Source organism: Bradyrhizobium sp. AUGA SZCCT0105, from assembly GCF_018129565.1.
Taxonomy (GTDB): Bacteria; Pseudomonadota; Alphaproteobacteria; order Rhizobiales; family Xanthobacteraceae; genus Bradyrhizobium.
Window position 1 is genome coordinate 39,899 of sequence record NZ_JAFCMK010000012.1, and the last position, 26,462, is coordinate 66,360.

The following is a 26,462-nucleotide window of genomic DNA, read 5'->3' on the forward strand; positions in this document are numbered from 1 at the left end:
TGATCATGTCGCGAGAATGCAGATGTGTGCCTCACAACTTGCGCAACCCACTTGATGTCGTCCTGGCGCAAGCCAGGACCCATTACCCCAAATCTCAATTGTTGCGCGACGCTGGGGCCGCAGCTCGGTTAATCACCGAATGCGGTGGTTATGGGTCCTGGCTTGCGCCAGGACGACGGAGGGATAGGTCTCAATCCGCCAGCATCAACCTTGTACGTCCCGCCCTCACAAATTGATCACCCCGCGCCGCGCCGCATGCGCCACCGCATCGGTGCGGCCGGTGGCGTCGAGCTTGTCGAGCAGGGAGCCGACATGAAACTTGGCAGTGTGGACTGAAATCCCGAGCCGCTGCGCGATCATCTTGTTGGATGCGCCTTCGGCCAGCAGCGCCAGCACGTCGAGCTCGCGCGGCGTCAGCTCGAAGTCGCCGCCGCCCGCGGTCTCCCGGTTGCGCGCGACGAGCGTCGCCGTCGCCTGTTCGCCCGGAGCGGCGAGCCGCAGGCCGGCGACGCTGCCGAGCAGCGTCGCCAGCCGGTCGGCGAGGGCGGGGTCGTCGATCTCGAGTGCAATGATGATGTCGGCGGCAGGCTCGCTGCTCACGTCTCGGGCCTTTCGCCGACCGTCACTTTGAAGTTCAACGGCTCGCCGCCGCGATGCACGGTAAGCTCGACCACGCTGCCGACGCTCTGCGGCCCGAGGCCGCGCGACAGCGCCCGCACGCCGGACAACTTCTCGCCGTTGACGGCAATGATCACGTCGCCCTGGCGGATGCCGGCGGCAGCTGACGGGCCGGCCTTGTCGACATTCATCACCATCGCACCGAGGCCGTCGTCGAGACGGACCGGCTGCAGCCCGACGCCAAGATATCCGCGTGCGATGCGGCCGCTCTTCTCGAGCTGGGCCGCGACCCGCTCGATGGTCGCGGCAGGGATCGTCAGCACGCGGCGCGGGCCGAGCACCGCCATGCCGAACGGCGCACCTGCGGCATTCAGCGCCAGCCCGCCCTGCTGGCTGTGCCGCAGCCGGACGTCGAGCTCGATCCGCGCGTCGATCTCGCCGCCGCGCAGGCTACGCCAGGCCGCGCCCGACCGCGAGACCATGCCGAGCCGCGCGATCGGCGCGCCGCGGTCGGCCGCGACGATCACCGCGAGCGATCCGAGCGCGGGGATTTCGGTCGACAGCTTGATCGGCGCGACGTCGCCGTCGACGCGCAGCAGCGCGATGTCGGTGGTGTGGTCGCGTCCGACGACGGTGGCCTGTCGGCGGCTGCCGTCGGCAAACTGGATTTCGATCTCGCCCTCGTCGGCGAGCGCTTCGTCCGCAGTGACGACGAGGCCGGTCTTCCAGACAAAGCCGGAGGCGCGCGCGCGGTGCGAATGCACGGAGACGATTGCCGGCGCAGCGCGCGCAATGGTCTCGGAAAGGGCTGATGACAGCGAGGCGAGAGTGGTCGGTTCGGTCATGGGAAACTCCGTTGGCTTCCCTCAATCTGGGATGTTGCGGCCGGCGGTGAAACTGGCCGGATGGGCAGGGCGCGGCCCCGCCGATCGGAATCGCAGCTCAGCTCAGCCGATGCAGGGTCGCCTTCGGGCTCTCGCCGAACTTGGCGCGGTAGGCGCTCGCCATTCGGCTCAGATGGGTAAAGCCGAGGTCGAATGCAATATCGACGATGCGTTCGCCCGTCCGCGCCGTCTTGAGGCGGGCGTTGAGATGGGCGAGGCGGATGTCGAGCAGCATCTCGGAAACGGTGGTGCCGAAGTGACGGCGGAAGCCGAGTTGCAGCGCGCGGACGCCGGTTCCTGCGATCTCGGCAAGCTCGGCGAGATCCAGCGGTTCGGTCGCGCGGGTCTCGAGATAGGCCCGCACGCGCTTCAGCGCCGCAGGCTGGGCCTCAGCGCGGCCGTTGAAGACATCGATCGCCGAACTCAAGGTGTGCCGCTGCTCGTTGAGCAGGACATTGAGAAACGACTCGCGCCAATCGGCCGCCGCGACCGCTGACAAGCTCTTGTGCGGCCCGATCTGCTCGGCGGTCGTCACCAGTTGCTCGATCCTGGCCGAGAGCGTCTGCCCGAGTGGCCCGCTCAGTGCAACGGCCGGATCGAACTCGACCGGCCGGACCGCCACGCCGCCAAGCGCTGCGGCGCGATGCTCGACCAGCTTGCGGTCGAGCAGCAGGATGAGCTGGGCGCAGTCGCCGCGCCAGGTCATTTCGGTCGGAATCGTCGGTGACAGCAGCGAGGCACAGTGTCGTGGTCCGGTGGTGAGCTCGCGCGCGGCGGTCCGCACCGTGGCCGAGCCGGACAGCGGCATCTGCAACAGGAAGAAACGGTCGAGGTAACCCGGGTTGATCGCGACCGATCCGCCATAGGCGACATAGTTGACCGAGAACCCGTCGAACCCGGCGCAATTGTGGTGCGCCGAGAAAGCACGCTCAGAACGATCGACCGGCGTCAGCTCGTGTGGACAGAAGATGCGGCCGATCGCTTCAGCCGCGTCGTCGACGCGCGCCGTCGCGACGCGCGCGAAATCCTTGAGCCTTCCTCTTGCCGAAACCTCGTTGCCAACAGCAGTCACGCCGGCCGTCCGGAGTTGTTTGAGGTCTAAAACATCATGCAGCCTAGTGCATCCACCGGCAAAGGGGAACGCCGTTTCGTAGCGCAATCTGCCCGATCGGCGCGCAGGCGGATGCGGCAGCATTGGGCAGAAGCCGCGGGCTCGACGCTCCCGCATTGCAGCATGATCGTGCCGGCTGCGGATTCGTTTATCGGCTAGACAGCCCTTCCAGCTGGCGACAGGCTCCGTGTCGGCAATACGCATCCAAAACTGGAGAGGCTGACATGGGCACGCTCGAAAAAGGCATTACCCGAACCGGCACCGGCTACGGCGGCAAGACCTGGAATATCCTGGGCCAGGTCTACTATCCGAAGGCGGTCACCGACTCGACCTTCGCGTTCGAGACCAACAGCGATCCCGGCCAGTTCGTGCCGGTCCACATCCACCCGACCCAGGACGAATTCATCCTGGTGCAGGAGGGCGTGCTCGACCTCAAGCTCGACGGCGTCTGGGTGCAGGCCAAGGCCGGCGACCTCGTGCGCATGCCGCGCGGCATCCCGCACGGCTATTTCAACAAGTCAGACAAGCCGGCGCGGGCGCTGTTCTGGGTGTCGCCGATGCAGAAGCTCGAGGCTCTGTTTGAGAAGCTGCATAATCTGCAGGACCCCGTCGAGGTGGTGCGCATTTCCGCCGAACACGAGGTGGATTTCCTGCCGCCGGAAGCCAACGACTAGTCCGGCGAGCACACAGACAGCGCACCCGAGACAGCGATCGCCGGAGTTGGCTCCGGCGATGACGGGGACGCGTGCGCTTAGGGAAATGGGCCTGTTCATTCATCGCGGAGACGTTTCATGGTCAAGCAGAAGCAGGTGTGCGTCATCGGCGCCGGCATTTCCGGGCTCGCCGCCGGCAAAGCCTTTGCCGGTCGCGGCCACAAGGTGACCATCATCGAGCGCAGCGGCGATCTCGGCGGGGTCTGGGAGCCGGCGCGCTCCTACCCCGACGTCCAGACCCAGAGCCCGAAGGAGCTCTATCGCTACACCGACAAGGCGATGCCGGAGTCCTATCCGGAATGGCCGAAGGGCCCACAGGTCCATGCCTATCTGCGGGACTATGCCCGCAGCCACGGGCTCGACGGTGCGATGCGGTTCGATACCAGGGTCGAGAGCATGACGCGCCGCGCCGATGGCAGACCGGGCTGGACGCTCGAACTGCGCTCGACCGACGGCGCCACCGGCCACGAGGATTTTGACTTCGTCGCCGTCTGCACCGGGCAATTCAACGAGCCGCACTCGCTGCCGCTTTCCGGCGAGGACGGCTTCAAGGCGCAGGGCGGCCAGATCCTGCACTCGTCGCAGTACAGCGATCCTGATCTCGCCAAGGGCCGCAAGGTGGTGGTGCTCGGCGGCTCCAAATCGGCGACCGACATCGCCGTGAATGCGGTCAATTCCGGCGCCAGCGAGGTCACCATCGTGTTTCGCGAGCCGGTCTGGCGGATCCCCTATTTCGTCGGCGGCCTCGTCAACTTCAAGCGCATCCTCTACATCCGCGCGCAGGAGCAGATGTTCGCGAGCTGGGGCATCGGGCCGATGGCGCGCCTCGCGCATGTCGTGGCCAAGCCGTTCGTCTGGGCGAACTGGCGCGGGCTCGAGAGCATGCTGAAGATGCAGCTCAAGCTGAAGCAGTGCGGCATGGTGCCGAAGGAGCGGATCGAGGACGGCGTCAACTGCTCGGTGCCGATCGCGACCCCCGGCTTCTACCCGATGGTCGCCGACGGCCGGATCAAGGCGGTGCAGGGCACCTTCGATCATTATGAGGGCAAGGCCATCGTGATGAGCGGCGGCCAGCGTGTCGCGGCTGACGTCGCGGTGCTCGCGATCGGCTACAAGCTCGGTGTGCCGTTCCTCCCCGAGGAGTATCAGAACAAGCTGGTCGAGCCCGACGGGCAGTACCGGCTCTATCGGCTGATCGCCAACCCGGATCTGCCCGACATGGGCTTTGTCGGGTTCAATTCGAGCTTCTGCACCGTGCTGTGCGCGGACCTCGCGGCGAACTGGCTGGTGCGCTATGCCGACGGCCAGCTCGCGCGGCAGCCGAGCGCGGCCGAGATGCATGACAACATCGCGATGATGCTGAACTTCAAGCGCGTCGAGCGGCCGGCGGCGGGCGTCTATGGCGGGCTCTGCGTCGCGCCCTATCACTTCAAGCATTTCGACGAGCTGTTGGCGGACATCGGCACCAAGGCGTCGCGCCGCAACCCGTTCGTCGAAAAATTCACGCCGCCGGACGCGGACGCCTATGCGCGCTTCCTTGCGACCGCGCCTATGTACGAGGCCGTGGCCTAATCGCGGCCGGCGTCGAGGAAGGCTTGCGCCAGACGCTCGGGATTGGAGAAGCAGAGCTCGTGGCTACCCGGCACCTGGACCAGGCGGAATAGCCCGAGCTTCTCCGACAGCCGCGGATGCCAGGGCAGGCCGTGCGGCATCGCCGTGTCCTCGGTGCAGTTGACGTAGGATTTTGCGATCGGCATCTCGGCCGGATTGCTCCGCAGCGCGATCTTGTCCTGGAAGGTCTTGAGCGGGTGCGGGTTGAGCTTGTCATAGGCCCGCTGCGCGGTCTCGAGGTCGGCGTCGTTGATGAAGGCCTCGCGCCAGATCGGGAACGGCAACACCACCGAGCCGTCGCCGCGCTCGGCATAGATGGCATCGAACAGGCCGACATAGTGCGGCGGCACCATGTCGTTGAGGCATTCGCCATTGTTGGGCACGAACGCATTCCAGTACACCAGCCGGCGGATGCGGCTGGCGGCGGCGTCGGCAACGCCCGTGATGACCATGCCGCCATAGCTGTGACCGACCAGCACGATTTCATTCAGATTGTGCTCGGCGAGATAATCCACGATCGACTGGATCGCCTCGGCAAGACCAGTATCCTTCCGGTCGCCGGGGCGGTTGCCCTTGATCGTCGGGGTGTGGACGACATGGCCGGCCTTGCGGATGGCGGCCGCAACCGGCTCAAACTCGGCGCCGGTATGCCAGGCGCCATGGACAAGAACATAGGTCGACATGTTGTACCTCCCTGCGTGGTTTGTGAGATCGGCCGCCGCGCCCCCGAACGCCCGGGATAAGCGCCGAGCTCAAGCAATTCCTGATGGATATTGACCCGGGGCCACGGAACGCGCTTGGCTGTAGCCGAACCGGATTGGGCTCGGAGTGAACTGATGCAGCAAATCGCCGCCGCGGATCGCTCGCGCAGGCTGAGCTGGAATACCGCGGACACGCGGCCAGGCGAGCAGTTCGCCTATTATCGCGAGGCGATCTGCCAGGCCTTCATGAACTTGACGCCGGAGCCGCCGGCGACGCCGGGTTTCCTGGCCCGTTGGGCTCGGCGACGGCGCGGTCAACCGGGTCAGTTTCCCGGAGCATGTCGTGCGGCGCTCGGCTGCCGATATCGCGGCGTCCAGCCGGCGCTGTTATTATCTCAATCTCAAGCTCGCCGGCCGCTGCCGTATCCAGCAGGCTGGGCGCGAGATCAGCCTCTCGCCCGGGCAGGTCGGTATCTTCGACAGCGGGCAGCGGTTCTCGCTGCTGCACGACCGCGGTCCCGCGCTGCAGGTCGCCTCGTTCTGGGTGCCGGCCGAGGCGCTCGATGAGCGGCTGCCGTCGGCGCCGGAGGTGGCCCCGGCGCGGATCTCCGATGATCCGTTCGTCGGCCATCTCATCGCCGAGACCGCGCAGGTGCTGAACAATTCGGCGCTCCGCGCATCGGATACTGACAACGCCCGGCTGTTCGGCGTGCTGCTCGACCTGGTGGCGCTCAGCCTGTCGCGGACTGGCCGCGCGGGCGTTGCCGAGAGCGCGAGTCTTGCCGATGCAACCTGGCTCGCGCTGCGCCGCGCCGTCGACCGCAGGCTGCGCGAGCCCGGCCTCGGCGTTGCCGCGATCGCCGCCGCGATCGGCATCAGCGAGCGTTACGTCCACAAATTGTTCGAGCGGGCCGGCACCACATTCGCCAGCTATGTGATGAACCGTCGCCTCGATGGCGCGGCGCGCGATCTGAAGAATCCCGCGATCGCCGGGCGCGCGATCGGCGACATCGCGTTCGATTGGGGCTTCTCCGATCTGTCGCATTTTACCCGGCGCTTCCGGCATCGCTTCGGCTGCACGCCGCGCGACTGGCGCCGGAGCTAACGCAAAGTTCGGAAGTCACGATGTCACAATCATTCACCTATCAGGTCAGCCCGATGCGGGTCGTGTTCGGGACCGGCACGGTTGCCGCGCTGGCGGACGAAATCGGCCGGCTCGGCATCAGCCGCGCGCTGGTGCTCGCAAGCCGGCGGCAGCAGGCCGAGCTCGGCGATCTCCGAGGCTTGACCGGCGGCCGCATGGCTGGCGCGTTCGACGGCGCTGTTGTGCACACCCCTGTCGCGGTCACCGAACGTGCGATGCAGATGGTCCGCGAGTTGAAGCCCGACGGCGTGGTTGCGATCGGCGCGGGTGCCGCGACTGGCCTCAGCAAGGCGATTGCGTTGCGCACCGACCTGCCGCAACTGATCGTCCCCACCAGCTATGCCGGCTCCGAGATGACGCCGGTGCTCGGAGAGACTGTCGACGGCGTCAAGACCACGCAATCCTCGCCGAAGATATTGCCCGAAGCCGTGATCTACGATGTCAACCTGACGATCTCGATGCCGGCAAAGTTCTCGGCGATATCCGGCCTCAACGCGATCGCACATGCGGCCGAGGCGCTGTATGCGCGGGACGGCAATCCGATCACCTCGCTGATGGCGGAAGAGGCGATCGCAAAACTCGCGACATCGCTGCCGAACGTGATCGCGGGGCCGCACGACCTCGACGCGCGATCCGATGCCCTGTATGGCGCCTGGCTGTGCGCGGTCTGTCTCGGCACCGTCGGCATGGCGCTGCATCACAAGCTCTGCCACACCGTCGGCGCGCTGTTCGACCTGCCGCATGCCGAAACCCATGCGGTGCTGCTGCCGCACACCATCGCCTACAACACGCCGGCCGCGCGCGATGCGATCGGCCGTGCCGCGCGGGCGCTTGGAGCCGCTGATGCGGCCGATGGCCTGTTCGATCTGTCGGAAAGGCTCGGCGCGCCGCGCTCGCTCGCCGAGATCGGCATGCCCGAAGACGGCATCGCAAAGGCGGCCGCACTCGCTACCAGGAATCCTTACTGGAATCCGCGGCCGATCGAGGACAGCGGCATCAGCGACCTGCTGCGGCGCGCGTGGTCGGGCGCGCGGCCGCAGGCGGGATAGATCACACGCCGATGGCGTTGCGCGCGATCACGTCGCGATAGAACGCCGCGCTCAGTTTCGGCACGCGCGCCTGGGTCTCGAAATCCACCCGGTACAGGCCGAAGCGCTTCGCGTACCCGTAGATCCATTCGAAATTGTCCATCAGGCTCCACAGGAAATAGCCGTGGACCGGGACGCCGTCGGCGGTCGCGCGCTGCAATTGGGCGAGGTAGTTGCGCAGGAACATGATGCGGTCGAGGTCGTAGATCTGCCCGTCCGGCTGCAGCTTGTCCTCGCCGGACGTGCCGTTCTCGCTGATATAGATGCTCTTGATGTTCCAGAGCTTGGCCGCAATCCGCGGCGCCCAGTAGATCGTCTCCGGCGCGATCCGCAGCCAATCCGAATTCATATGCGGGAAGGAGCCCGGCATCGGCAGCGGCTTCCAGCCGGGGGCAGTGTCGGTGGCGAGGACATAGCAGTGCGGCGCGTAGATGTTGAGCCCGACGAAATCGTTGGGCTGCGCGATGATCTTCAGCTCCTCGGCGGTGAATTTGGGCGCGTCCGCACCGGCATATTGCAGGAAGCCCTCGGTGTACTTGCCTTCGAGGAGGACGCCGAGGAAACCCGCATTGAGTTCGCGTGTCGCGATCTCGGTGGCGCGAATGTTCTCCGGCGTGTTGACCGCGGGCACGCAGGCGGTGATGTTCTCGGCGGGACCGACCCGCGTGCCGGGGCGGCCCTTGGCGCGGATCGCCTGCACCGCGAGCCCGTGCGCCAGCGCGACATGGTGGCGCGCCTGGTTCACCTCGGCCGGCGGCAGCGTCAGGCCCGGCGCGTCAACGCCGAGTGCATAGCCGAACGGGAGGAAACGCCCGACCTCGTTGAGGGTGAAGATGTTCTTGACCCGGTCGGTCAACCGCTGCGCCACATAGCCGGCGTAATCGCTAAATGCCCTCGACGTGTCGCGTGAGCGCCAGCCGCCGACTCGGTCCTGCAACGCCTGCGGCAGGTCCCAGTGATAGAGCGTGGCGTACGGCTCGATGCCGTTCGCGAGCAACTCGTCGACCAGGCGGTTGTAGAAGTCGAGGCCCTTCGGGTTCGGCGTGCCGGTGCCATCGGGGAACACCCGTGGCCAGGCGATCGAAAAGCGATAGGCCCTGGCGCCGAGATCCTTGATGAGGCGGACATCGTCCTTGTAGCGGTGGTAGTGCTCGTTGGCGCGATCGCCGGTAGAGCCGTCCTCGATCTTGCCCGATGTGTGGGTGAATGTGTCCCAGATCGACGGACCGCGGCCGTCCTCCTTGACCGCGCCCTCGACCTGGTAGGACGAGGTCGCAGTGCCCCAGACGAAGCCGGCGGGAAAGTTCGCGCCGTCAGGCCGCGGAGCGTGGTTCGCGGCCTCGGCAGGGCCGGTCAAACCGAGCGCCGAGAGGCCTGCAAGGCCCGCAAACTGCCGGCGCGAGAACTTTCCGAACATTGTTGTCTCCCGTCGCCGGATGCCGCGGCTGGAATGCCAGCCGCAGGTTAACCTTCCACCCCGCGGTTGAGCAACAAGGCCGCGAGGTCGAGCCGCGGTAGCGAGCGGCGCACCAATCGATGCGACCCGTTGCGATGTCGGATGTCGCGGAGTTGTCAGTTTTGTGGCGACATCTTCTCTACTAGATTGCCTGCTACGTCCTTCCGCAATGACATCCCAAATCCCGAGAACCCGGTGAGCTGCGCGATGAACAAGCCTGCGACCCATGTCCGAACCGCGCTGCTGCGTCGTCTTGCCACGGCAATCGGCTTGCTGCTGGCGACGGCCGCAGGCGCGCAGGCCGAGCAGACATTTTCGTTCGACGGCACACCCGGGAAGCTGCCGAAGACGGTTGTCCCGTTGAGCTACGCGATCGAGCTGACGCCCGATATCACCAGCCTGGCGCTGCCTGGCGTGGAGACCGTCGACATCGAGGTGCGTGAGGCTACGGCGCAACTAACGCTGAACGCGATCAACACGACATTCGCCGAGGCCACGATCGATGACGGCGCGCAGCGCGCGGAGGTCGCGACCGACGCCACCGCGCAGACCGCGACGCTGACCTTCGCCAAGCCGCTTGCGGTGGGCCGGCACAAGCTCCGCATCGCGTTCACGGCGCAGATCAACAAATTCGGCACCGGGCTGTTTGTGGTCGACTATCCGACCCCGACCGGGATCAAGCGGCTGATCTCCAGCAAGCTGGAGCCGGCCGATGCAAGGCGGATCTTTCCGTGCTGGGACGAGCCGTCGTTCAAGGCGAGCTTCGCGCTGACCGTCGTGATCCCGCGCAATCTGCTAGCGGTCGGCAACATGCCCATCGCGAGCGAGGCGGCGGCCGCCGGCGATCTCAAGAAGGTCACGTTCGCGCCGACGCCGAAAATGTCGAGCTATCTGTTCGTGCTCACCGTCGGCGAACTTGAGCGGATCACGGCGGATGCCGGCGGCGTCACCATCGGCGTGGTGACGACGGAGGGCAAGAGCGGGCAGGGCCGGTTCGCGCTCGACAGCGCGGTGAAGCTGCTCGCCTATTACAACGACTATTTCGGCGTCAAATATCCGCTGCCGAAGCTCGATTTGATCGCGGTTCCCGGCGGGTTCGGCGGCGCGATGGAGAACTGGGGCGGTATCACCTTCTTCGAGAGCCGACTGCTGTTCGATCCCGCGACCAATGCCGAGACGGCGCGGCGCGGCATCTTCGGCATCATCGCGCACGAGATGGCGCATATGTGGTTCGGCGATCTCGTCACCATGGCGTGGTGGGACAATCTCTGGCTCAACGAGGGCTTTGCCAGCTGGATGGCGACCAAGGCCTCGGAGCAGTTCTATCCGCAATGGCAGAGCTGGCTGAACGGCTACGGCGCGAAGCAGTTTGCCATGGCGCTCGATGCGCGCCGCACCTCACACCCGGTGCAGCAGCCGATCGCCGACCACAGCGAAGCCGTCACGGCGTTCGACGCCATCACCTACAACAAGGGCCAGGCGCTGATCCGCATGCTCGAGAATTATCTCGGCGAGCAGGCGTTCCGCGACGGCATCCGCAAGTACATGGCCGCACATGCCCACAGCAATTCCACCACCGCCGATCTCTGGCAGGCGCTCGAGACGTCCGGCGGCAAGACGATCACCGGCATCGCCGCCTCCTTCACGGAGCAGGATGGCGTGCCGCTGGTCATGGCCGAGACGGCCTGCGATGGCACCGCGCAACGCCTGACGTTGCAGCAGGACCGTTTCGTGATCGCCCCGGCCAACGATCCGCCGCTGCCGGCCCACGACTGGCCGATCCCGGTTGCGGCTGGACCGGCGCAGGGCAGGCCGTTTGACGAGATCCTGCTGAAGGGTAGTACAGATATTCCGGCCGGCGCATGCGGCGATGCGATCAAGGTCAATCTCGGCGATGTCGGCTACTTCAGGGTCGAATACGGCCCCAAGAACCGTGCCGCATTGTTGAACACCTTCCCGCAAATGCAGGTTGCCGACCGGCTCAATGTCGTCACCGACAGCTGGGCGCTGGTGCAGGCGGGCCGCGCCGAAGCGCCGTCCTATCTCGCGCTGCTCGACGCGCTGGATGCCGGCGACCATCGCGCGGTGTGGGATCAGGTGATCTCGACCTTTGCCACGCTCAACCGCCTGTCGCGCGACCGCAGCGAGCGGGGTGTGATCCAGGCCTATGCCCGCGCCAAACTGCGCCCGGTGTTCGACCGGATCGGATGGGATGGCGGCGGCTCGGGTGACGACGACACTGCGCTGCTCCGCGCGAGCCTGATCTCGACGCTTGGCGACCTCGGTGACGCGGCCATCATCGCCGAGGCGAAGCGGCGCTTTGCGGCGTTCCTCGATGATCCCAAATCGCTGCCGACCACGCTGCGCGATGCGGTCACCCATGTCGTCGGCATCACGGCCGATCGGGCGACATATGACAAACTGCTGGCGCTCGCACGCAACAGCACGGCGACCAATGAGCGGCTGCGCTATTATTTCGCCGTGGCCAGCGCCCGCGATGCTGAGCTGGCGCGCGCGACGCTGGGGTTGACGCTGACCAACGAATTGCCCGACACGATCGTCACAGGGATGATCAATTCGGTTGCGTCCGCAGGCGAGCATCCGCAGCTCGCCTGGGACTTCGTCCAGGCCAATTTCGATACGTTGCTGGCCAGGCAAGGGCCGAATTTCCGCGACCAGTTCGTGCCGAACTTCATGATCAATTTTACCGATCAGGACCACGCGGCACAGCTCGCCGCGTTTGCCCCGTCGCAATCGACCAGCGGCGGGCGGGTGACGGTGGCGCGCTCCTTGCAAGCGATCGCGATCTCGGCCGATCTCGCCGCGCGTGTGCTGCCCGTGGCCGACGCCTGGATCAGGGCGCACAAGCCGTGAGATCGCAAGAGAGTTTCCGGCGGCGCGCGATGCGGCTATGCTCCGCGCGCGGCATGCAATCAACGATGCGAGGCTGATATGGTCAAAGGTTCCGATTTGCTGGTCGCGGCCCTCGAGAATGAGGGCGTGGAACGGGTGTTCGGCGTTCCCGGCGAGGAGAATCTCGACGTCGTCGAGAGCCTGCGTAAATCCTCGATCAAGCTGATCGTGACCCGGCATGAGCAGGCGGCGGCTTTCATGGCGGCGACCTATGGCCGCCTGACCGGAAAGCCCGGCGTCTGCATGACGACGCTGGGTCCCGGCGCGCTCAACCTGACCACCGGCGCCGCCTATGCGCTGCTCGGCGCGATGCCGATGGTGATGCTCACGGGCCAGAAGGGCATCTTGAGCAGCCGGCAGGCCAAGTTCCAGATCGTCGACATCGTCAACACATTCCGTCCGCTGACCAAGCTGTCGCTGCAGATCGTCAGCGGCGCCACCATTCCGACGCTGGTCCGCGACGCCTTCCGGATCGCAACGCAGGAACGGCCGGGGCCGGTGCTGCTCGAACTGCCGGAGGATATCGCGCGCGAGGAGATGGCGCCGGTCGAGATCGTGCCGCCGCATCCGATCGAAATTCCGATCGCGCATGCGGCTGCGCTCGACCGCGCCGCCGACATGATCCTGAAGGCGCAGCGCCCGCTGATCATGCTCGGCGCGGCGGCATCGCGCCCGCGCTCGACCGCCGGGATCGGCGACTTCGTGCGGCGGACCAAGATCCCGTTCTTCACGACCCAGATGGGCAAGGGCACGGTATCGGGCGGTACCAACCAGTACATGGGAACTGCCGCGCTGAGCGAGCGCGACTATGTGCACGAGGCGATCGACCGCGCCGACCTGATCATCGCGATCGGTCACGACACGATCGAGAAGCCGCCCTTCATCATGGGCCCGAAGGGGCCGCAGGTGATCCATGTCAGCTACACGGCGGCGAATGTCGAGCAGGTCTACTTCCCGCAATGCGAGGTGATCGGCGATGTCGGGCCGAGCCTCGAATTGCTGGCCGATCGGGTCGCGGGAAAGCTGCCGTCCGCCAGCGCGCTGCTCAGCCTGCGCGAAGGAATTCTGGCGAGGATCACCGATCGCGCCACCGAAGGCCGCTGGCCGCCGACGCCGCAGCGCATCGTGCACGATGTGCGGCAGGTCATTCCCGAAGACGGCATCGTCGCGCTCGACAACGGCATGTACAAGATCTGGTTTGCGCGCAACTACCGCACGCTGCTCGCGAACTCGTTGCTGCTCGATAACGCGCTCGCCACCATGGGTGCCGGCCTGCCGTCGGCGATGATGGCGGCGATGCTGTATCCGAAGAACCGCGTGCTCGCGGTCTGCGGCGACGGCGGCTTCATGATGAACTCGCAGGAGATGGAGACGGCGGTCCGCCTCAAGCTCAATCTGGTGATCCTGATCCTGGAGGATTCTGCCTACGGCATGATCCGCTGGAAGCAGGCGGTCGACAACTTCCCGGATTTCGGCCTCACTTTCGGCAATCCGGATTTCGTCAAATATGCCGAGAGCTATGGCGCCAAGGGTTCGCGGATCGAGAGCACGGAGGCGATCGTCCCGACCCTGGAGCGGGCCTTCTCCGGCGGCGGCGTGCATCTCGTGGTGGTGCCGATCGACTATACCGAGAACAAGCGGGTGCTGGTCGACGAGCTGCGCGAGAAGGTGCAGCAGATCGACGTGTCGTAGAGCATAGCTGCGTTTCGCAGGGAACGAAAAGTCCTCGGCTTGATTGAACGTAAGCCGCCATGGTAGCACGCCAGGATGTTACGCAATGAGTATCACTCGTTGTGCGGATGGTCGGCGATACCAGATCTGAGAGGTCACGTGACTGCACCTAATCCTGCCGCCGGCAAACCCGTCGATCCCTCAGCGCTTGCCAATGTGCCGCGGCTGGTCACGGCCTATTTTGCCGGCAAGCCCGACGCCAGCAATCCCACCCAACGGGTTGCCTTCGGCACCTCGGGCCATCGCGGCTCGTCGCTGAAGAATTCCTTCAACGAAGACCACATCCTCGCCACCACGCAGGCGATCTGCGATTACCGACGCGAGAAGGGGCTGACCGGGCCGCTGTTCATCGGCATCGATACCCATGCGCTCGCCGAGCCGGCATTGGCCAGCGCGGTCGAGGTGTTCGCGGCGAACGGCGTCGAGATCATGATCGACGGGCAGGGCGGCTACACCCCGACGCCGGTGATCTCGCATGCAATCCTGAGCTACAACAAGGGACGCAGCACGGGCCTTGCCGACGGCGTCGTCATCACGCCGTCACACAACCCGCCGGAGGACGGCGGCTACAAATACAATCCGCCGCATGGCGGTCCGGCCGACACCGACGTCACCGCTGTGGTCGAGAAGAACGCCAACCGCTACATCGAGGCCGGTCTCAAGGGCGTCGCGCGGATGCCGTATGATCGGGCGCGCAAGGCCGCGACCACGCATCTGCACGACTACATCACGCCCTATGTTGCCGATCTCGGCAACACCGTCGATCTGGCGCTGATCAAATCCGCCGGCGTCAAGATCGGCATCGATCCGCTCGGCGGCGCGGCGGTGCATTACTGGCAGCCGATCATCGCGCGCTACGGCATCAACGCTACCGTCGTCAATGAGGCGGTCGATCCCACCTTCCGTTTCATGACCGCGGACTGGGACGGCAAGATCCGGATGGACTGCTCGTCGCCTTATGCGATGGCGAGCCTGATCGGGATGCGCGACCGATTCGACGTCGCCTTTGCCAACGATACCGATGCCGATCGCCATGGCATCGTGACCCGCTCGAACGGGCTGATGAACCCGAACCACTTCCTCGCCACCGCGATCGCCTATCTGTTCGCGCATCGGCCGCAATGGAGCGGGAGCGCAGCGATCGGCAAGACCATCGTGTCGAGCTCGATCATAGATCGAGTGGCCAAGAAGCTGAACCGCAAGCTGGTCGAGACGCCGGTCGGCTTCAAATGGTTCGTCGAAGGGCTCGGCAGCGGCGGCTTCGGCTTTGCCGGCGAGGAGAGCGCCGGCGCGTCGTTCCTGAAGCGCGACGGCTCGGCGTGGACCACGGACAAGGACGGCATCATCCTCGGCCTGCTGGCGGCGGAGATCATCGCCAAGACCGGTCGCGATCCGAGCGAGTTGTTCAACGAGCTGACCGCCGAACTCGGCGTTCCCTATTACGAGCGCATCGATGTCGCGGCGACGCCGAAGCAGAAGAATGCGCTGAAGGCGCTCGGGCCCGAGCAGCTCAACATGACCGAGCTCGCCGGCGATCCCGTGCGCGCGGTCAGGACCAAGGCGCCGGGCAACGATCAGCCGTTCGGCGGCATCAAGGTCGAAACCGAGGCCGGCTGGTTTGCCGCGCGTCCGTCCGGCACCGAGGATGTCTACAAGATCTACGCCGAGACCTTCCGCGGGCCGGATCATCTGAAACAGATCCAGGGCGACGCGCAGGCCGCGATCGCCAAGGTGTTCTGAGAGCACAAGGCCGGGCGGAATTCATGCGCGTATTGTTGACCGGCTCTTCCGGCTGGCTCGGCCGCTTCCTTGCGCTGCGGCTTCGACAGGCCGGCCATGACGTGACTGGCCTCGACGTCGTCCCGGGCGAGGCGACCAATGTGGTCGGCTCCGTGGTCGACCGGTCGGTGATCGATCGGGTGTTCGGCGATCACGGCATCGAGGCCGTGATCCATGGCGGCGCGCTGCACAAGCCCGACATCGCGCGGTTCGCGCCGCAGGCCTTTGTCGACGTCAACGTGTCAGGCACGCTCAATCTGCTGCAGGCGGCCGCCGCCGCCGGCCACGACCGCTTCGTGTTCACCTCGACGACCTCGCTGATGATCTCGCAGGCGATCCGCGACGAGGAAGGCCATGCGGCGGTGTGGCTTGACGAGGCGACAGGGCCGCTCGAGCCGCGCAACATCTACGGGGTGACGAAACTTGCTGCCGAGGGGCTGTGCCGGCTCTTCAGCCGCGAGCATGGGCTGAACTGCGCGGTGCTGCGCACCAGCCGCTTCTTCCCCGAGGACGACGATACGATCCGCGATATCCACGGCGAGAACCTGAAGGCGACCGAGCTGCTGTATCGCCGTCTCACGGTCGAGGATGCCGCCGATGCCCATGTCGTGGCGCTGGAGAAGATCCGCGGCTTCGAGGTCTTGGTGATCAGCGCGCCGACGCCGTTTGCGCGCAGCGACGTCGCTGATCTGAAGACGGACGCCGCCGGCGTGATCGCGCGCCATTTCCCCGATGCTTCGGCGCTGTTCGAGCGCCAAGGCTGGCATTTGCCGCAATCGATCGGCCGGATCTACGATGCGAGCAAGGCCGAACGGCTGCTCGGTTTCCGCGCCGTAACCGACTTTGCCGCGGTGCTCGGCGCCCTGCGCAGCGGCGAGCCGCTTCCCTTTGCGCACGATCCCGATTATGTCTCGCCGTCAACGAGGCTCGCAAATGGCTGACTTTCACGGCGTCTTTCCGTATCTGGTGTCTCCGGTCGATCCCGCCGGCCATGTCCGCACCGAGGTGCTGGGCCGGCTCTGCGACGATCTGGTCAAGGCCGGCGTCCATGGGTTGACGCCGCTCGGTTCGACCGGCGAGTTCGCCTATCTCAACAATGCGCAGCGCATGCAGGTGGTGGCGACCACGATCGAGGCCGCGCAGGGCCGCGTGCCGGTGGTCGCCGGCGTCGCCTCGACCTCGACGGCGGATGCGGTGGCACAGGCCAAGGCCTATCAGAAGCGGGGTGCTGCCGGCATTCTGGCGATCATGGAGGCGTATTTTCCGCTTAGTGACGCGCAGGTGGAATCCTATTTCCGCGCCATCGCCGACGCCGTCGACATCCCGGTCGTGATCTACACCAATCCGAATTTCCAGCGCTCCGACCTCACGCTCGACGTCATCGCGCGCCTCGCCCAGCATCCGCGGATCGGCTACATCAAGGACGCCTCGACCAACACCGGCCGGCTGCTGTCGATCATGAACCGCTGCGGCGACAGCCTGAAAGTGTTCTCGGCCTCCGCCCATATTCCGGCCGCGGTGATGCTGATCGGCGGCCATGGCTGGATGGCCGGCCCGGCCTGCATCATCCCGCGCCAGAGCGTCGAGCTCTACAATCTCTGCCGCCGCGCCCGCTGGGACGAGGCGATGACCTTGCAGCGCAAGCTCTGGCGCATCAACGAGGCGTTCGCCCGCTTCAACCTCGCCGCCTGCATCAAGGCCGGGCTCGCGAGCCAGGGCTACGATGTCGGCGACCCCGTGCCGCCGCAGGCGCCGCTCACCGCCGAGCAGCGCAAGGTCGTCGAGGCCGCGTTGCGCGATCTCGGTTGAAGCTGGCTTGCGCGTTGCATAAGGCGCATTACCTCGTCGTTTCCGGGCGTGTTGTCTCGCGCCGAAAATCCGTTAAAACCCGCCGAAATTTCTGAAATCAAGGACCCTCCGATGAACATTCTTCCCGGCAATATGCGTTTTGGTGCGGGCCAGCCGGTCAAGCGTCTGGAAGACCAGCGGCTGCTTACCGGGAAGGGACATTTCATCGACGACAAGCCGCAGGACGGCGCGCTCTGGCTGCACGTGCTGCGCTCGCCGCATGCCCACGCCAATATCAAGTCGATCGACGCCAAGGCGGCGCTCGAGATGCCCGGCGTCAAGGCGGTCTATACCGGCGCCGACCTCGTCAAGGACGATATAGGCACGCTGCCGACGCTGGCGATCTTCAAGCGCCCCGACGGCTCGCCGATGACCGTGCCGCCGCGGCGCCTGCTGGCGCATGAGGTGGTGCGTTATGCCGGCGAGGGTGTTGCGGCTGTGGTCGCGACCTCGCGCGTGCTGGCGCAGACGGCGGCCGAGGCGATCGAGGTCGATTATGAGGTGCTGCCCTCGGTGGTCGATCCGGTCGAGGCGATCAAGCCGGGCGCGCCGGCGGTCTGGCCGGAGGCGCCCGACAACATCGTGGCCGCGATGAGCTATGGCGACGCCGCCAAGGTCGAGGAAGCCTTCGCCAGCGCCGCGCACAAGGTGTCGCTCGACCTGGTCAGCCAGCGCCTGGTGCCGTCGGCGATGGAGCCGCGCTCGACCATTGCCGAGATCGAGAAGAAGACCGGCCGGCTGATTCTCCATGTGCAGTCGCAGACCCCGGGCTCGACCCGCGATCTGCTGGCGGAATCGATCCTGAAGCGGCCGAAGGACAGCGTGCGCGTGTTGGTCGGCGATATCGGCGGCGGCTTCGGCCAGAAGACCAGCCTCTATCCCGAAGACGGCATCGTCGCCTATGCCGCGACCAAGCTGAACGAGAAGATCCGCTGGCGCGGCGACCGCACCGACGAGTTCGTCGGCGGCACCCATGGTCGCGACCTGACCTCGACCGGCGAGTTCGCGCTCGACGCCAAGGGCCGCGTGCTGGCCTATCGCGTGCGCTCGATCGGCGGCACCGGCGCTTATTCGTCGGGCACCGCCAACATCATTCCGCTGGTGCTCGGCCCGTTCGTGCAGACCGGCGTCTACGATCTGCCGCTGGTGCATTTCGAGGTGAAGTCGGTGATGACCAACACCGCGCCGGTCGGCGCCTATCGCGGCGCCGGCAGGCCCGAGGCGGTGTTCATCGTCGAGCGGTTGTTCGATGCCGCGGCGCGCCAGATCGGCATGGACCCGCGCACCATCCGCAAGGTCAACTACATCAAGCCGGCACAACTGCCCTACACCAATGCGGTCGGGCAGGTGTATGACTCCGGCGCCTTCGCCCACATGCTGGAGCGCGCGTCCGATTTGGCCGACTGGAACGGCTTTGCCGCGCGCAAGAAGGCGGCGAAGAAGAAGGGCCTGCTCTACGGCCGCGGCCTGACCAGCTACATCGAATGGACCGGCGGCCGCGCCCACACCGAAAACGTCTCGCTGCATGCGACCGCGGAAGGCCGCGTCATCCTGCATTCAGGCACCATGGCGATGGGGCAGGGCCTCGCCACCACTTACACCCAGATGATATCAGATACGCTCGGCATTGCCATGGACAAGATCGACGTCATCCAGGGCGACACCGATCTCGCCACCGGCTTCGGCAGCGTCGGCTCGCGCTCGCTGTTCGTCGGCGGCACCGCGGTTGCAGTCTCGAGCAATGACTTGATCAACAAGGCGCGCGACAAGGCCTCCCACCTGCTCGAAGCCTCCGTCGGGGACATCGAGTATCGCGACGGCTTCCTCACCGTGGTCGGCACCGACAAGCGCATCAGCCTGTTCGAGATCGCAAAGAAGGAAAGCGGCGCCAAGCTCTCGGTCGAGAGCGAGGGTAATGTCGACGGCCCGAGCTGGCCGAACGGCACCCATATCTGCGAGGTCGAGATCGATCCCGAGACCGGCGTGACGCGGGTGGTGCGCTACACCACGGTCGACGACGTCGGCGTCGCCGTCAATCCGATGCTGGTGACGGGGCAGGTGCATGGCGGCGTCGTCCAGGGCATCGGCCAGGCCCTTTACGAAGGCGTGGCCTACAGCGAGGAAGGTCAGCTTCTGACCGCAAGCTATCAGGACTATTGCATCCCGCGCGCCTCGGACGTTCCGCCGATGTCAGTGACGCTCGATCCCTCCGCGCCGTGCAAGACCAATCCGCTGGGCGCCAAGGGTTGCGGCGAGTCGGGCGCGATCGGCGGCCCGCCCTGCATCACCAACGGCGTGATGGATGCGCTGAGCGAGGTCGGGATCACCCAGCTCAACACGCCGCTGACGCCGGTGAAGATCTGGCAGGCGATCCAGGACGCGAAGGCGGGGGCGGCTTAGGTTTCTGTCATCCCGGGGCATCGCGAAGCGATGAGCCCGGAATCCATCGGGCCGCACGTTGTGCGGTGAAATGGATTCCGGGCTCGCGCTATGCGCGCCCCGGAATGACGGAGAGTGTGACCGTTACAACCCCAACACCATCTTCGCGATGATGTCGCGCTGGATCTCCGACGAGCCGCCGAAGATCGTATAGGCCCGCCCGTTGAGATATTCCGGCACCACCGGGAGCAGCTCTTCCGGGATCGCCGGCTCGTGGTTCAACCGGTAGAACGGCCGCGCCGGTTCGACAGCAAGGCCGTCCTGGCCGATCACGTCGACACCAAGCCGCGTCACGGCCTGGCGGATCTCGCTGACCCGCAGCTTGATCAGCGACGACACCGCGCCGGGGTTCTGCCCGGTCTGCAGCGCCGACAGCACCCTGAGCTCGGTCATTTCGAGCGCATCGATATCGACCTCGACCTCCGACATCCGCATCGCGATATCAGGGTCCTCGATGGCGCGGCCGGTGACCTCGGAGCCGGCGAGATCGGAGATCGTCTTCAGCGCCTCGCGCAGCTTGGCCGACGCAATGCCGGAGCCGCGCTCGAATTCGAGCAGATATTTGCCGTAGGTCCAGCCCTTGCCTTCCTCGCCGACGCGATTGGCGACGGGCACGCGAACGTCGTCGAAGAACACCTGGTTGACCTCGTGGTCACCGCCGATGGTCAGGATCGGGCGCGTGGTGATGCCCGGCGTCTTCATGTCGATCAGGATGAAGCTGATGCCGTCCTGCTGCCGCTCGCCCTCATTGGTGCGCACCAGCGCGAACATGCGGTTGGCGTGGTGCGCATGCGTGGTCCAGATCTTGGTGCCGTTGATGACGTAGTCGTCGCCGTCGCGCACCGCGCGAGTCTTCAGCGACGAGAGATCGGAGCCCGAACCCGGCTCGGAATAGCCCTGGCACCAGTAGTCTTCGCCGGAGAGGATCCGCGGCAGATAGAAATTCTTCTGCTCCGGAGAGCCGAAGCCGATGATGACCGGGCCGACCATCTTGACGCCCATCACGTTGACATTCGGCACGCCGGCGCGGGCACATTCGGCCTCGAAGATCCAGCGCTGCGCCGGCGTCCAGTCCGGCCCGCCATGGTCCACCGGCCAGCCCGGCGCGCCCCAGCCCTTCTTGTGCAGCGCGCGCTGCCAGGCCATGCCGATGTCGGGGTCGGAGAACACCGACGGCGTCAGCGCGGTGGCGCGCTTCATTTCCGGCGTCAGGCTCTCGGCGATGTAGTCGCGGACTTCCTTTTCGAAAGCACGTTCCTCGGCGCTGAAGGTGAGATTCATCTTGCGCTCTCCGTTAGGCGTGGGCGCGGCCGCTCAACGCGGCGTGGCGGCGATAATGATGGGCGCTGCCGCCGAACAGCGTGTCGAAGGCGAGCAGCCGCTTGAAATAGGCGCCGATGTCGAGTTCTTCGGTGACGCCCATCGCGCCGTGCAGCTGCACCGCCTGCTCGGCGACGAAGCGCGCGCATTTGCCGATCTTCGCCTTGGCGCCGGACGCCGCACGGCCGCGGGCCACAGGCTCGGCATTGGCCATCAGCGCAGCGCGCAGCGCCATCGAGCGCGCCTCGTCGACCTGCATCGCGACGTCGGCGAGCCGGTGGCGGATCACCTGGTTGGCCGATAGCGGCCGCCCGAACTGTTTTCTAATTTTGGTGTATTCGAGCGTGGTGTCGAGCAGCGTCTGCATGATGCCGACCGCCTCGGCGCCGAGCGCGGCCATCGTGTGGTCGACCACCGTTTCGATCGCGGGCAGCACATCCTGGCCGTCGCCGAGCAGCGCATCGGCGGGCAATTGCACACCCTTCAGATCAAGATTGCAGCCGCGCCCGCCACCAAGCCGCGCGTAGTCGCGCAGGGTAAGGCCGGGCGCACCAGCTGGCACCAGGAACAGGCCGAGCTTGCCGGATGCGCCGTTGGCATTGGCAACGCGGGCCGAGACGATGATCTGGTTGGCCGATGCGCCGTCGAGCACCGCGATCTTGCTGCCGCTCAAAAGCCAGCCGTCGGCAGTTTTCGTCGCCGCCGCGTCAACATGGCCGAGGTCGAACCGCGCGGCGCGCTCCGAATGCGCAAAGGCGAGCGTGCACGCGCCCTCGGCGACCTTGCGCAGGATGATCTGCTGCTGCGCCTCGGTGCCGCATTCGGCGACCAGCGCAGCACCAATCACGACCGTGGAGAGGAATGGTTCGGATACCAGGCCGCGGCCGAATGCCTCCATCAAGAGCCCGATCTCGATCGCGCCGCCGCCAAGCCCGCCATGGGCTTCGCTGATCGGCAGCGCCAGCCAGCCGAGCTCGGCAAACTCTTTCCAGATTGCGGGCGAATAACCCAGCGGATCGTTCGCCGCCTTCTTGCGATGCTCTGATGTGAAGGTCTCCGCCACGAAGCGGTCGGCACTTTCGCGCAGCAGGCGCTGCTCGTCGCTGAGGGTCAGGTCCATCTGGTCTACTTCACGTTGGCGGTTTTTCTGACGGAGGGATGCAGACCCGCGGGGTCCACCACCATTCCGAATTCCTGCAGATTGTGGGCGTGGCAGAGCTGATGCAGCGCGAAGGCCTGATCGATCGCGGCGGGCTGGCCCATGATGTCGATCGAGCGGTTCACCGCCTCCTTGGACAGCTTCAACGCGAACGCGGGCTTCGTCGCGATCCGCCGTGCCAGCGCCAACGTGAAGGCCGAGAGATCGCCGCGCGGCACCACGTGATTGACCATGCCGAGGCGATGCGCCTCGTCGGCGCTCCAGACGTCGGCGGTGAACAGCATCTCCTTGGCCTTGCGCGCGCCCAGCTCCCAGGGATGCACGAACCATTCGACGCCGCAGACGCCCATCGTCACCACGGGATCGCAGAACTCGGCATCACTGCTCGCGACGATTAGGTCGCAGGCCCAGGCCAGCATCAGCCCGCCGGCGATGCACTTGCCATGCACCTCCGCGATCGTCGGCTTGGCGAGATTGCGCCAGCGCCTTGTGATCTGCAGGTAGATCTCCTGCTCGCGTGCGAAGCGCCCATGCGCATTGGGTTCGGCGAAGCCGCCCCAATTTCCGACTGGCGGGAAATCGACGCCCGCCTGGTTCTTGCCCGCTGGCCGCAGATCATGACCGGCCGAAAAATGCGGGCCGTTGCCGGCGAGGATGATGACCTTGACCGCGTCGTCCTGCACCGCCTGGTCGAAGGCGGCATTGAGGTCGTAGGTCATCTGCAGGTTTTGGGCGTTGCGGGCCTCGGGACGGTTCATCACGATCCGCGCAATCGCAGGATCCGGCCGCTCGACGACGACAGTCTCGAATTGTTCAGACGCCAATGGATCCTCCCAGGATCGATTTTCTTGGCATGATGAACGGCGCAGGGAGGGATAGGCAAGGGCCATCATCGGCAAAACCGGCCGTGAATCCCGCCACGCGGGATTGTCGGGCGAAAATCTGTTACTCTGATTGAGAATCCACCGGGAGGAACAACTTCATGCGCAAGCTTTGGACCGTGCTGGCAGCGCTGGCGACATTGAGCCTGACCAACTGCGGCTACAACGCGATCCAGACCAATGACGAGACGGTCAAGTCGAGTTGGTCGGAGGTGGTGAACCAGTACCAGCGGCGCGCCGATCTGGTGCCGAACCTGGTCAACTCGGTGAAGGGCTTTGCGCAGCAGGAAAAGGACGTGCTGCTCGGTGTCACCAACGCGCGCGCCAAGGTCGGCAGCATCCAGGCGACGCCCGAGGTGCTCAACGATCCGGCCGCGTTCCAGAAGTTCACGCAGGCGCAAGGCGAGCTGACCAGCGCGCTGTCGCGGCTGCTGGTCGTCACCGAAAATTACCCGCAGCTGAAATCGGATGCGCTGTTCCGCGACCTGATGGCGCAGCTCGAAGGCACCGAGAACCGCATCACCGTGGCGCGCAATCGCTACATCAAGTCCGTGCAGGACTATAATGTCGGCATTCGCACTTTCCCGAACAATCTGACTGCGATGGTGTTCGGCTACAAGGAGAAGCCCAACTTCTCGGTCGAGAACGAGAAGGAGATTTCGACCGCGCCGAAGGTCGATTTCAATCCGGCGCCGGCGCCCGCGCCGTCGAAATAGCGTGGGCGTGCCCGCCAACGCGATGACCGCCGCACGCATCATCCTGCTCGCCTTACTGCTGGGTTTCGTGTGCCCGGCGTGGGCCGAGGTCGCGGTGCCTCAGCTCACCGGCCGCGTCGTCGATCAGACCGGGACGCTGTCGGCGAGTGACGTCGCGTCGCTGAACGACAGGCTGAAGGATCTGGAGACCCGCAAGGGCAGCCAGATCGCGGTCCTGATCGTGCCGACCACGGCTGAGGAAACGATCGAGCAGTTCTCGATCCGCGTTGCCGAGGCCTGGAAGATCGGGCGCAAGAAGGTCGACGACGGCGCGCTGCTCGTCGTCGCCAAGAACGACCGGCATTTGCGCATCGAGGTCGGCTACGGCCTCGAAGGCGTGCTGAGCGACGTCGTCACTCACCGCATCATCGACGAGGACATCACGCCGAAATTCAAGGCCGGCGATTTCGCCGGCGGTATCTCGGCCGGCGTCGACCGCATGATCCGCCTGATCAATGGCGAGCACCTGCCGGCGCCGGAGCCCGAGCATTGGCAGGGTCCCAATTTCGTCGATCTCGCCAATCCGGTGACGATCTTTGTCGTCATCATCGTGGCGAGCGTGTTGCGCGCGATGCTGGGGCGGCTGTTGGGCTCGGCCGCCACCGGTGGCATCGTCGGCGTCTTCGCCTGGATGGTGGCCGGCTCGCTCGCCACGGCCCTGGTGGTCGGGCTGTTCGCCGCCGTTGCGGCGCTGATCTTCGGCGGATTGAATTTTGGCGGTCCGGCGGCCGGCTCGGGACCGTACCGGCGTGGCGGCGGCTATTCCGGAGGCTGGTCCGGCGGCGGGGGCTGGAGCAGCGGCTCGAGCTCGAGCGACAGCGGTGGCTTCAGCGGCGGAGGCGGCAGCTTCGGCGGCGGCGGCGCTTCGGGGAGCTGGTAGGCACATGGGCATCAAGCGCATCGGCAAGCATCTGCTCGAACACCGCTGGCGCGTGCGGCGGGAGTTTCCGCCGCGCGTGCTCGATGCGATCGAGCAGGCGATCAAGGCCGGCGAGGCCACGCATTCCGGCCAGATCCGCTTCGTCGTCGAGGGTGCGCTCGACGGCGTGCCGCTGTTCCGCGACCAGCCGGCGCGGGAGCGGGCGCTCGACGTATTCGCGCACTTGCGGATCTGGGACACTCATCACAACAATGGCGTCCTGATCTATCTCTTGCTCGCCGACCGCGACGTCGAGATCGTCGCCGATCGTGGCATTGATGCGAAGGTCGGCCGCGCCGGTTGGGAAGCGATTTGCCGCGCGATGGAAACCGACTTTCGGGCGGGCCGGTTCGAGCAGGGCGTGATCAAGGGGATCGCGGCGGTGTCGCGGGAACTGGCGCAGCATTTCCCGCATGTCGCCGGAGGCCCGAACGAGCTGCCCGACAAGCCGGTGGTGATTTGAGCGACCAACGGTTGGTCCGGTGCTCCTCCCCTGGAGGGGGAGGATCGACGCGAATGCAATGAGCGGCGAGGTGGGGTGAAGGTCTCTCCGCGTGAACGCTGCCCGAGTGGAGAGATCACCCCACCTCGGTTCGCATTGCGCTGCGCTTCATGCAACCGATCCTCCCCCTCCAGGGGAGGATAAGAATAAGAAGACCCCTACGCCTTCACCGACGGCCGCGCGGCGACGCGGTTGAACCAGGCCACGATGTTGCCGTTCGACTGGTCCAGCGGCTGGCCGACCTGGTTACCGAAATCGAGCCAGCAGTAGAGCAGCATGTCGGCGAGCGTGAAGCGCTTGCCGCAGATGTAGTCGCGGCCATCGGCCATCTGGTTATCAAGCCATTTGATGCGGTTGGCGGCGATCATCTTCAGCCCGGGCGAGGCCTCGGGGGCGACCGGAATGCGCTTCTCGAAGAATTTCAGCGCCTCGCCGAAGCGATAACCGTTGGCGAGCGGCTCGGCGATGTTGAGATCGACGCGGCGCGTCCACATCCGGCATTCCGCGCGCTCTTCCGGCGTGGTGCCGATCATGGCGGGCGAGGGGTGCTTCTCCTCGAGATACTCGCAGATCGCCGTGATCTCCGAGAGGTAGTTGCCGCAGTCGAGCTCGAGCGCCGGCATCTGGCCGTGCGGATTGCGCTTCAGATGCGCTTCCTCGCGGTTCTCCCCCTTGCGCAGGTCGACGGTCTCTTTGGGCATCTCGATGCCCTTCTCCGCCATGAACATGCGCACGATGCGCGGATTGGGTCCGATCGAGTCGTAAAGCTTCATGGTCCTCGCTCCCCGTTCTTCAGCGTCATTCTTGCAGTTGTTGAACAGGCCACCCGCGGATTTGTCAAATGACTTGCTGCCGCGTGGGCTCACGCAGAGTTCGGGCAAGGCCTGGAA

Annotated in this window: 21 protein-coding genes and 1 pseudogene; 13 read left to right on the plus strand and 9 right to left on the minus strand. The window is 65.8% G+C overall.

The genetic code is table 11. The features are described 5' to 3' along the window. Window positions 1-225: 225 nt before the first annotated feature. From JQ573_RS35275 to JQ573_RS35285, 3 genes are all read right to left on the minus strand, one after another. A complete protein-coding gene (locus tag JQ573_RS35275) occupies window positions 226-600 on the minus strand; it encodes a response regulator transcription factor (RefSeq protein WP_212319408.1) in 375 nt (124 codons plus the stop codon). Next, window positions 597-1,463: a S1C family serine protease gene (locus JQ573_RS35280; RefSeq protein WP_212319410.1), complete on the minus strand. Its 867-nt coding sequence runs from the start codon at window positions 1,461-1,463 to the stop codon at window positions 597-599. The genes JQ573_RS35275 and JQ573_RS35280 overlap by 4 nt, the downstream gene beginning before the upstream one ends. 97 nt (window positions 1,464-1,560) lie before the next feature. Next, on the minus strand, window positions 1,561-2,574 hold the full coding sequence (locus JQ573_RS35285; RefSeq protein WP_212319412.1) for an AraC family transcriptional regulator: 1,014 nt from the start codon (window positions 2,572-2,574) through the stop codon (window positions 1,561-1,563). A 263-nt stretch (window positions 2,575-2,837) separates the two neighbouring features. Between JQ573_RS35285 and JQ573_RS35290 the strand changes: the two genes are divergently transcribed. Continuing rightward, window positions 2,838-3,287, plus strand: coding sequence for a cupin domain-containing protein (locus JQ573_RS35290; protein WP_021079721.1), 450 nt, complete (start codon window positions 2,838-2,840; stop codon window positions 3,285-3,287). A gap of 117 nt (window positions 3,288-3,404) precedes the next feature. Further along, window positions 3,405-4,898 (plus strand): NAD(P)/FAD-dependent oxidoreductase, encoded by a 1,494-nt coding sequence (locus JQ573_RS35295; protein ID WP_212319414.1) that lies wholly within the window; start codon window positions 3,405-3,407, stop codon window positions 4,896-4,898. Here JQ573_RS35295 and JQ573_RS35300 read toward each other — a convergent pair. Further along, complete coding sequence (locus tag JQ573_RS35300; protein ID WP_212319416.1) at window positions 4,895-5,620, minus strand: alpha/beta hydrolase; 726 nt, start codon at window positions 5,618-5,620, stop codon at window positions 4,895-4,897. The two genes, JQ573_RS35295 and JQ573_RS35300, sit on opposite strands and share 4 nt — an antisense overlap. A gap of 153 nt (window positions 5,621-5,773) precedes the next feature. Here JQ573_RS35300 and JQ573_RS35305 point away from each other — a divergent pair. Beyond that, a pseudogene (locus tag JQ573_RS35305) lies at window positions 5,774-6,743 on the plus strand (helix-turn-helix domain-containing protein). 20 nt (window positions 6,744-6,763) lie between these two features. Further along, window positions 6,764-7,831 (plus strand): maleylacetate reductase, encoded by a 1,068-nt coding sequence (locus JQ573_RS35310; protein ID WP_212319418.1) that lies wholly within the window; start codon window positions 6,764-6,766, stop codon window positions 7,829-7,831. A gap of 1 nt (window position 7,832) precedes the next feature. On the opposite strand, the gene JQ573_RS35315 is transcribed toward JQ573_RS35310, so the two are convergent. After that, on the minus strand, window positions 7,833-9,287 hold the full coding sequence (locus tag JQ573_RS35315) for a GH1 family beta-glucosidase (RefSeq protein ID WP_212319420.1): 1,455 nt from the start codon (window positions 9,285-9,287) through the stop codon (window positions 7,833-7,835). 246 nt (window positions 9,288-9,533) lie between these two features. Between JQ573_RS35315 and JQ573_RS35320 the strand changes: the two genes are divergently transcribed. The 6 genes from JQ573_RS35320 (at window position 9,534) to JQ573_RS35345 (ending at window position 19,997) form a co-directional block, all read left to right on the plus strand. Beyond that, a complete protein-coding gene (locus JQ573_RS35320) occupies window positions 9,534-12,200 on the plus strand; it encodes a M1 family metallopeptidase (protein WP_212319422.1) in 2,667 nt (888 codons plus the stop codon). 78 nt (window positions 12,201-12,278) lie between these two features. Then, on the plus strand, window positions 12,279-13,931 hold the full coding sequence (locus JQ573_RS35325) for an acetolactate synthase large subunit (protein ID WP_212319424.1): 1,653 nt from the start codon (window positions 12,279-12,281) through the stop codon (window positions 13,929-13,931). Window positions 13,932-14,069: 138 nt separating this feature from the next. After that, entirely contained in the window at window positions 14,070-15,710 is a 1,641-nt protein-coding gene (gene pgm, locus JQ573_RS35330) for a phosphoglucomutase (alpha-D-glucose-1,6-bisphosphate-dependent) (protein ID WP_212319426.1), read from the plus strand. 23 nt (window positions 15,711-15,733) lie between these two features. Continuing rightward, window positions 15,734-16,690 (plus strand): NAD(P)-dependent oxidoreductase, encoded by a 957-nt coding sequence (locus tag JQ573_RS35335; RefSeq protein ID WP_212319428.1) that lies wholly within the window; start codon window positions 15,734-15,736, stop codon window positions 16,688-16,690. Next, window positions 16,683-17,558: a dihydrodipicolinate synthase family protein gene (locus JQ573_RS35340; protein WP_212319430.1), complete on the plus strand. Its 876-nt coding sequence runs from the start codon at window positions 16,683-16,685 to the stop codon at window positions 17,556-17,558. The genes JQ573_RS35335 and JQ573_RS35340 overlap by 8 nt, the downstream gene beginning before the upstream one ends. A gap of 111 nt (window positions 17,559-17,669) precedes the next feature. Next, entirely contained in the window at window positions 17,670-19,997 is a 2,328-nt protein-coding gene (locus tag JQ573_RS35345) for a xanthine dehydrogenase family protein molybdopterin-binding subunit (protein ID WP_212319432.1), read from the plus strand. A gap of 123 nt (window positions 19,998-20,120) precedes the next feature. Here the strand turns inward: JQ573_RS35345 and JQ573_RS35350 are convergent, their stop codons facing one another. The 3 genes from JQ573_RS35350 to JQ573_RS35360 are packed head-to-tail and all read right to left on the minus strand — an operon-like array spanning window position 20,121 to window position 23,339. After that, complete coding sequence (locus JQ573_RS35350; RefSeq protein ID WP_212319434.1) at window positions 20,121-21,317, minus strand: acyl-CoA dehydrogenase family protein; 1,197 nt, start codon at window positions 21,315-21,317, stop codon at window positions 20,121-20,123. Between the two features lie 13 nt (window positions 21,318-21,330). Continuing rightward, on the minus strand, window positions 21,331-22,476 hold the full coding sequence (locus JQ573_RS35355) for an acyl-CoA dehydrogenase family protein (RefSeq protein ID WP_212319436.1): 1,146 nt from the start codon (window positions 22,474-22,476) through the stop codon (window positions 21,331-21,333). 5 nt (window positions 22,477-22,481) lie between these two features. Continuing rightward, window positions 22,482-23,339 (minus strand): enoyl-CoA hydratase, encoded by an 858-nt coding sequence (locus tag JQ573_RS35360; RefSeq protein ID WP_212319438.1) that lies wholly within the window; start codon window positions 23,337-23,339, stop codon window positions 22,482-22,484. 158 nt (window positions 23,340-23,497) lie between these two features. On the opposite strand from JQ573_RS35360, the gene JQ573_RS35365 reads away from it, so the two are divergent. The 3 genes from JQ573_RS35365 to JQ573_RS35375 are packed head-to-tail and all read left to right on the plus strand — an operon-like array spanning window position 23,498 to window position 25,533. Further along, window positions 23,498-24,112 (plus strand): LemA family protein, encoded by a 615-nt coding sequence (locus JQ573_RS35365; protein WP_212319440.1) that lies wholly within the window; start codon window positions 23,498-23,500, stop codon window positions 24,110-24,112. A 22-nt stretch (window positions 24,113-24,134) separates the two neighbouring features. Continuing rightward, on the plus strand, window positions 24,135-25,031 hold the full coding sequence (locus JQ573_RS35370) for a YgcG family protein (protein WP_212319559.1): 897 nt from the start codon (window positions 24,135-24,137) through the stop codon (window positions 25,029-25,031). A gap of 4 nt (window positions 25,032-25,035) precedes the next feature. Further along, window positions 25,036-25,533, plus strand: coding sequence for a TPM domain-containing protein (locus JQ573_RS35375; RefSeq protein ID WP_212319442.1), 498 nt, complete (start codon window positions 25,036-25,038; stop codon window positions 25,531-25,533). 197 nt (window positions 25,534-25,730) lie between these two features. On the opposite strand, the gene JQ573_RS35380 is transcribed toward JQ573_RS35375, so the two are convergent. Beyond that, window positions 25,731-26,345, minus strand: a complete 615-nt coding sequence (locus JQ573_RS35380; RefSeq protein ID WP_212319444.1) for a glutathione S-transferase family protein — start codon at window positions 26,343-26,345, stop codon at window positions 25,731-25,733. Window positions 26,346-26,462 lie beyond the last annotated feature (117 nt).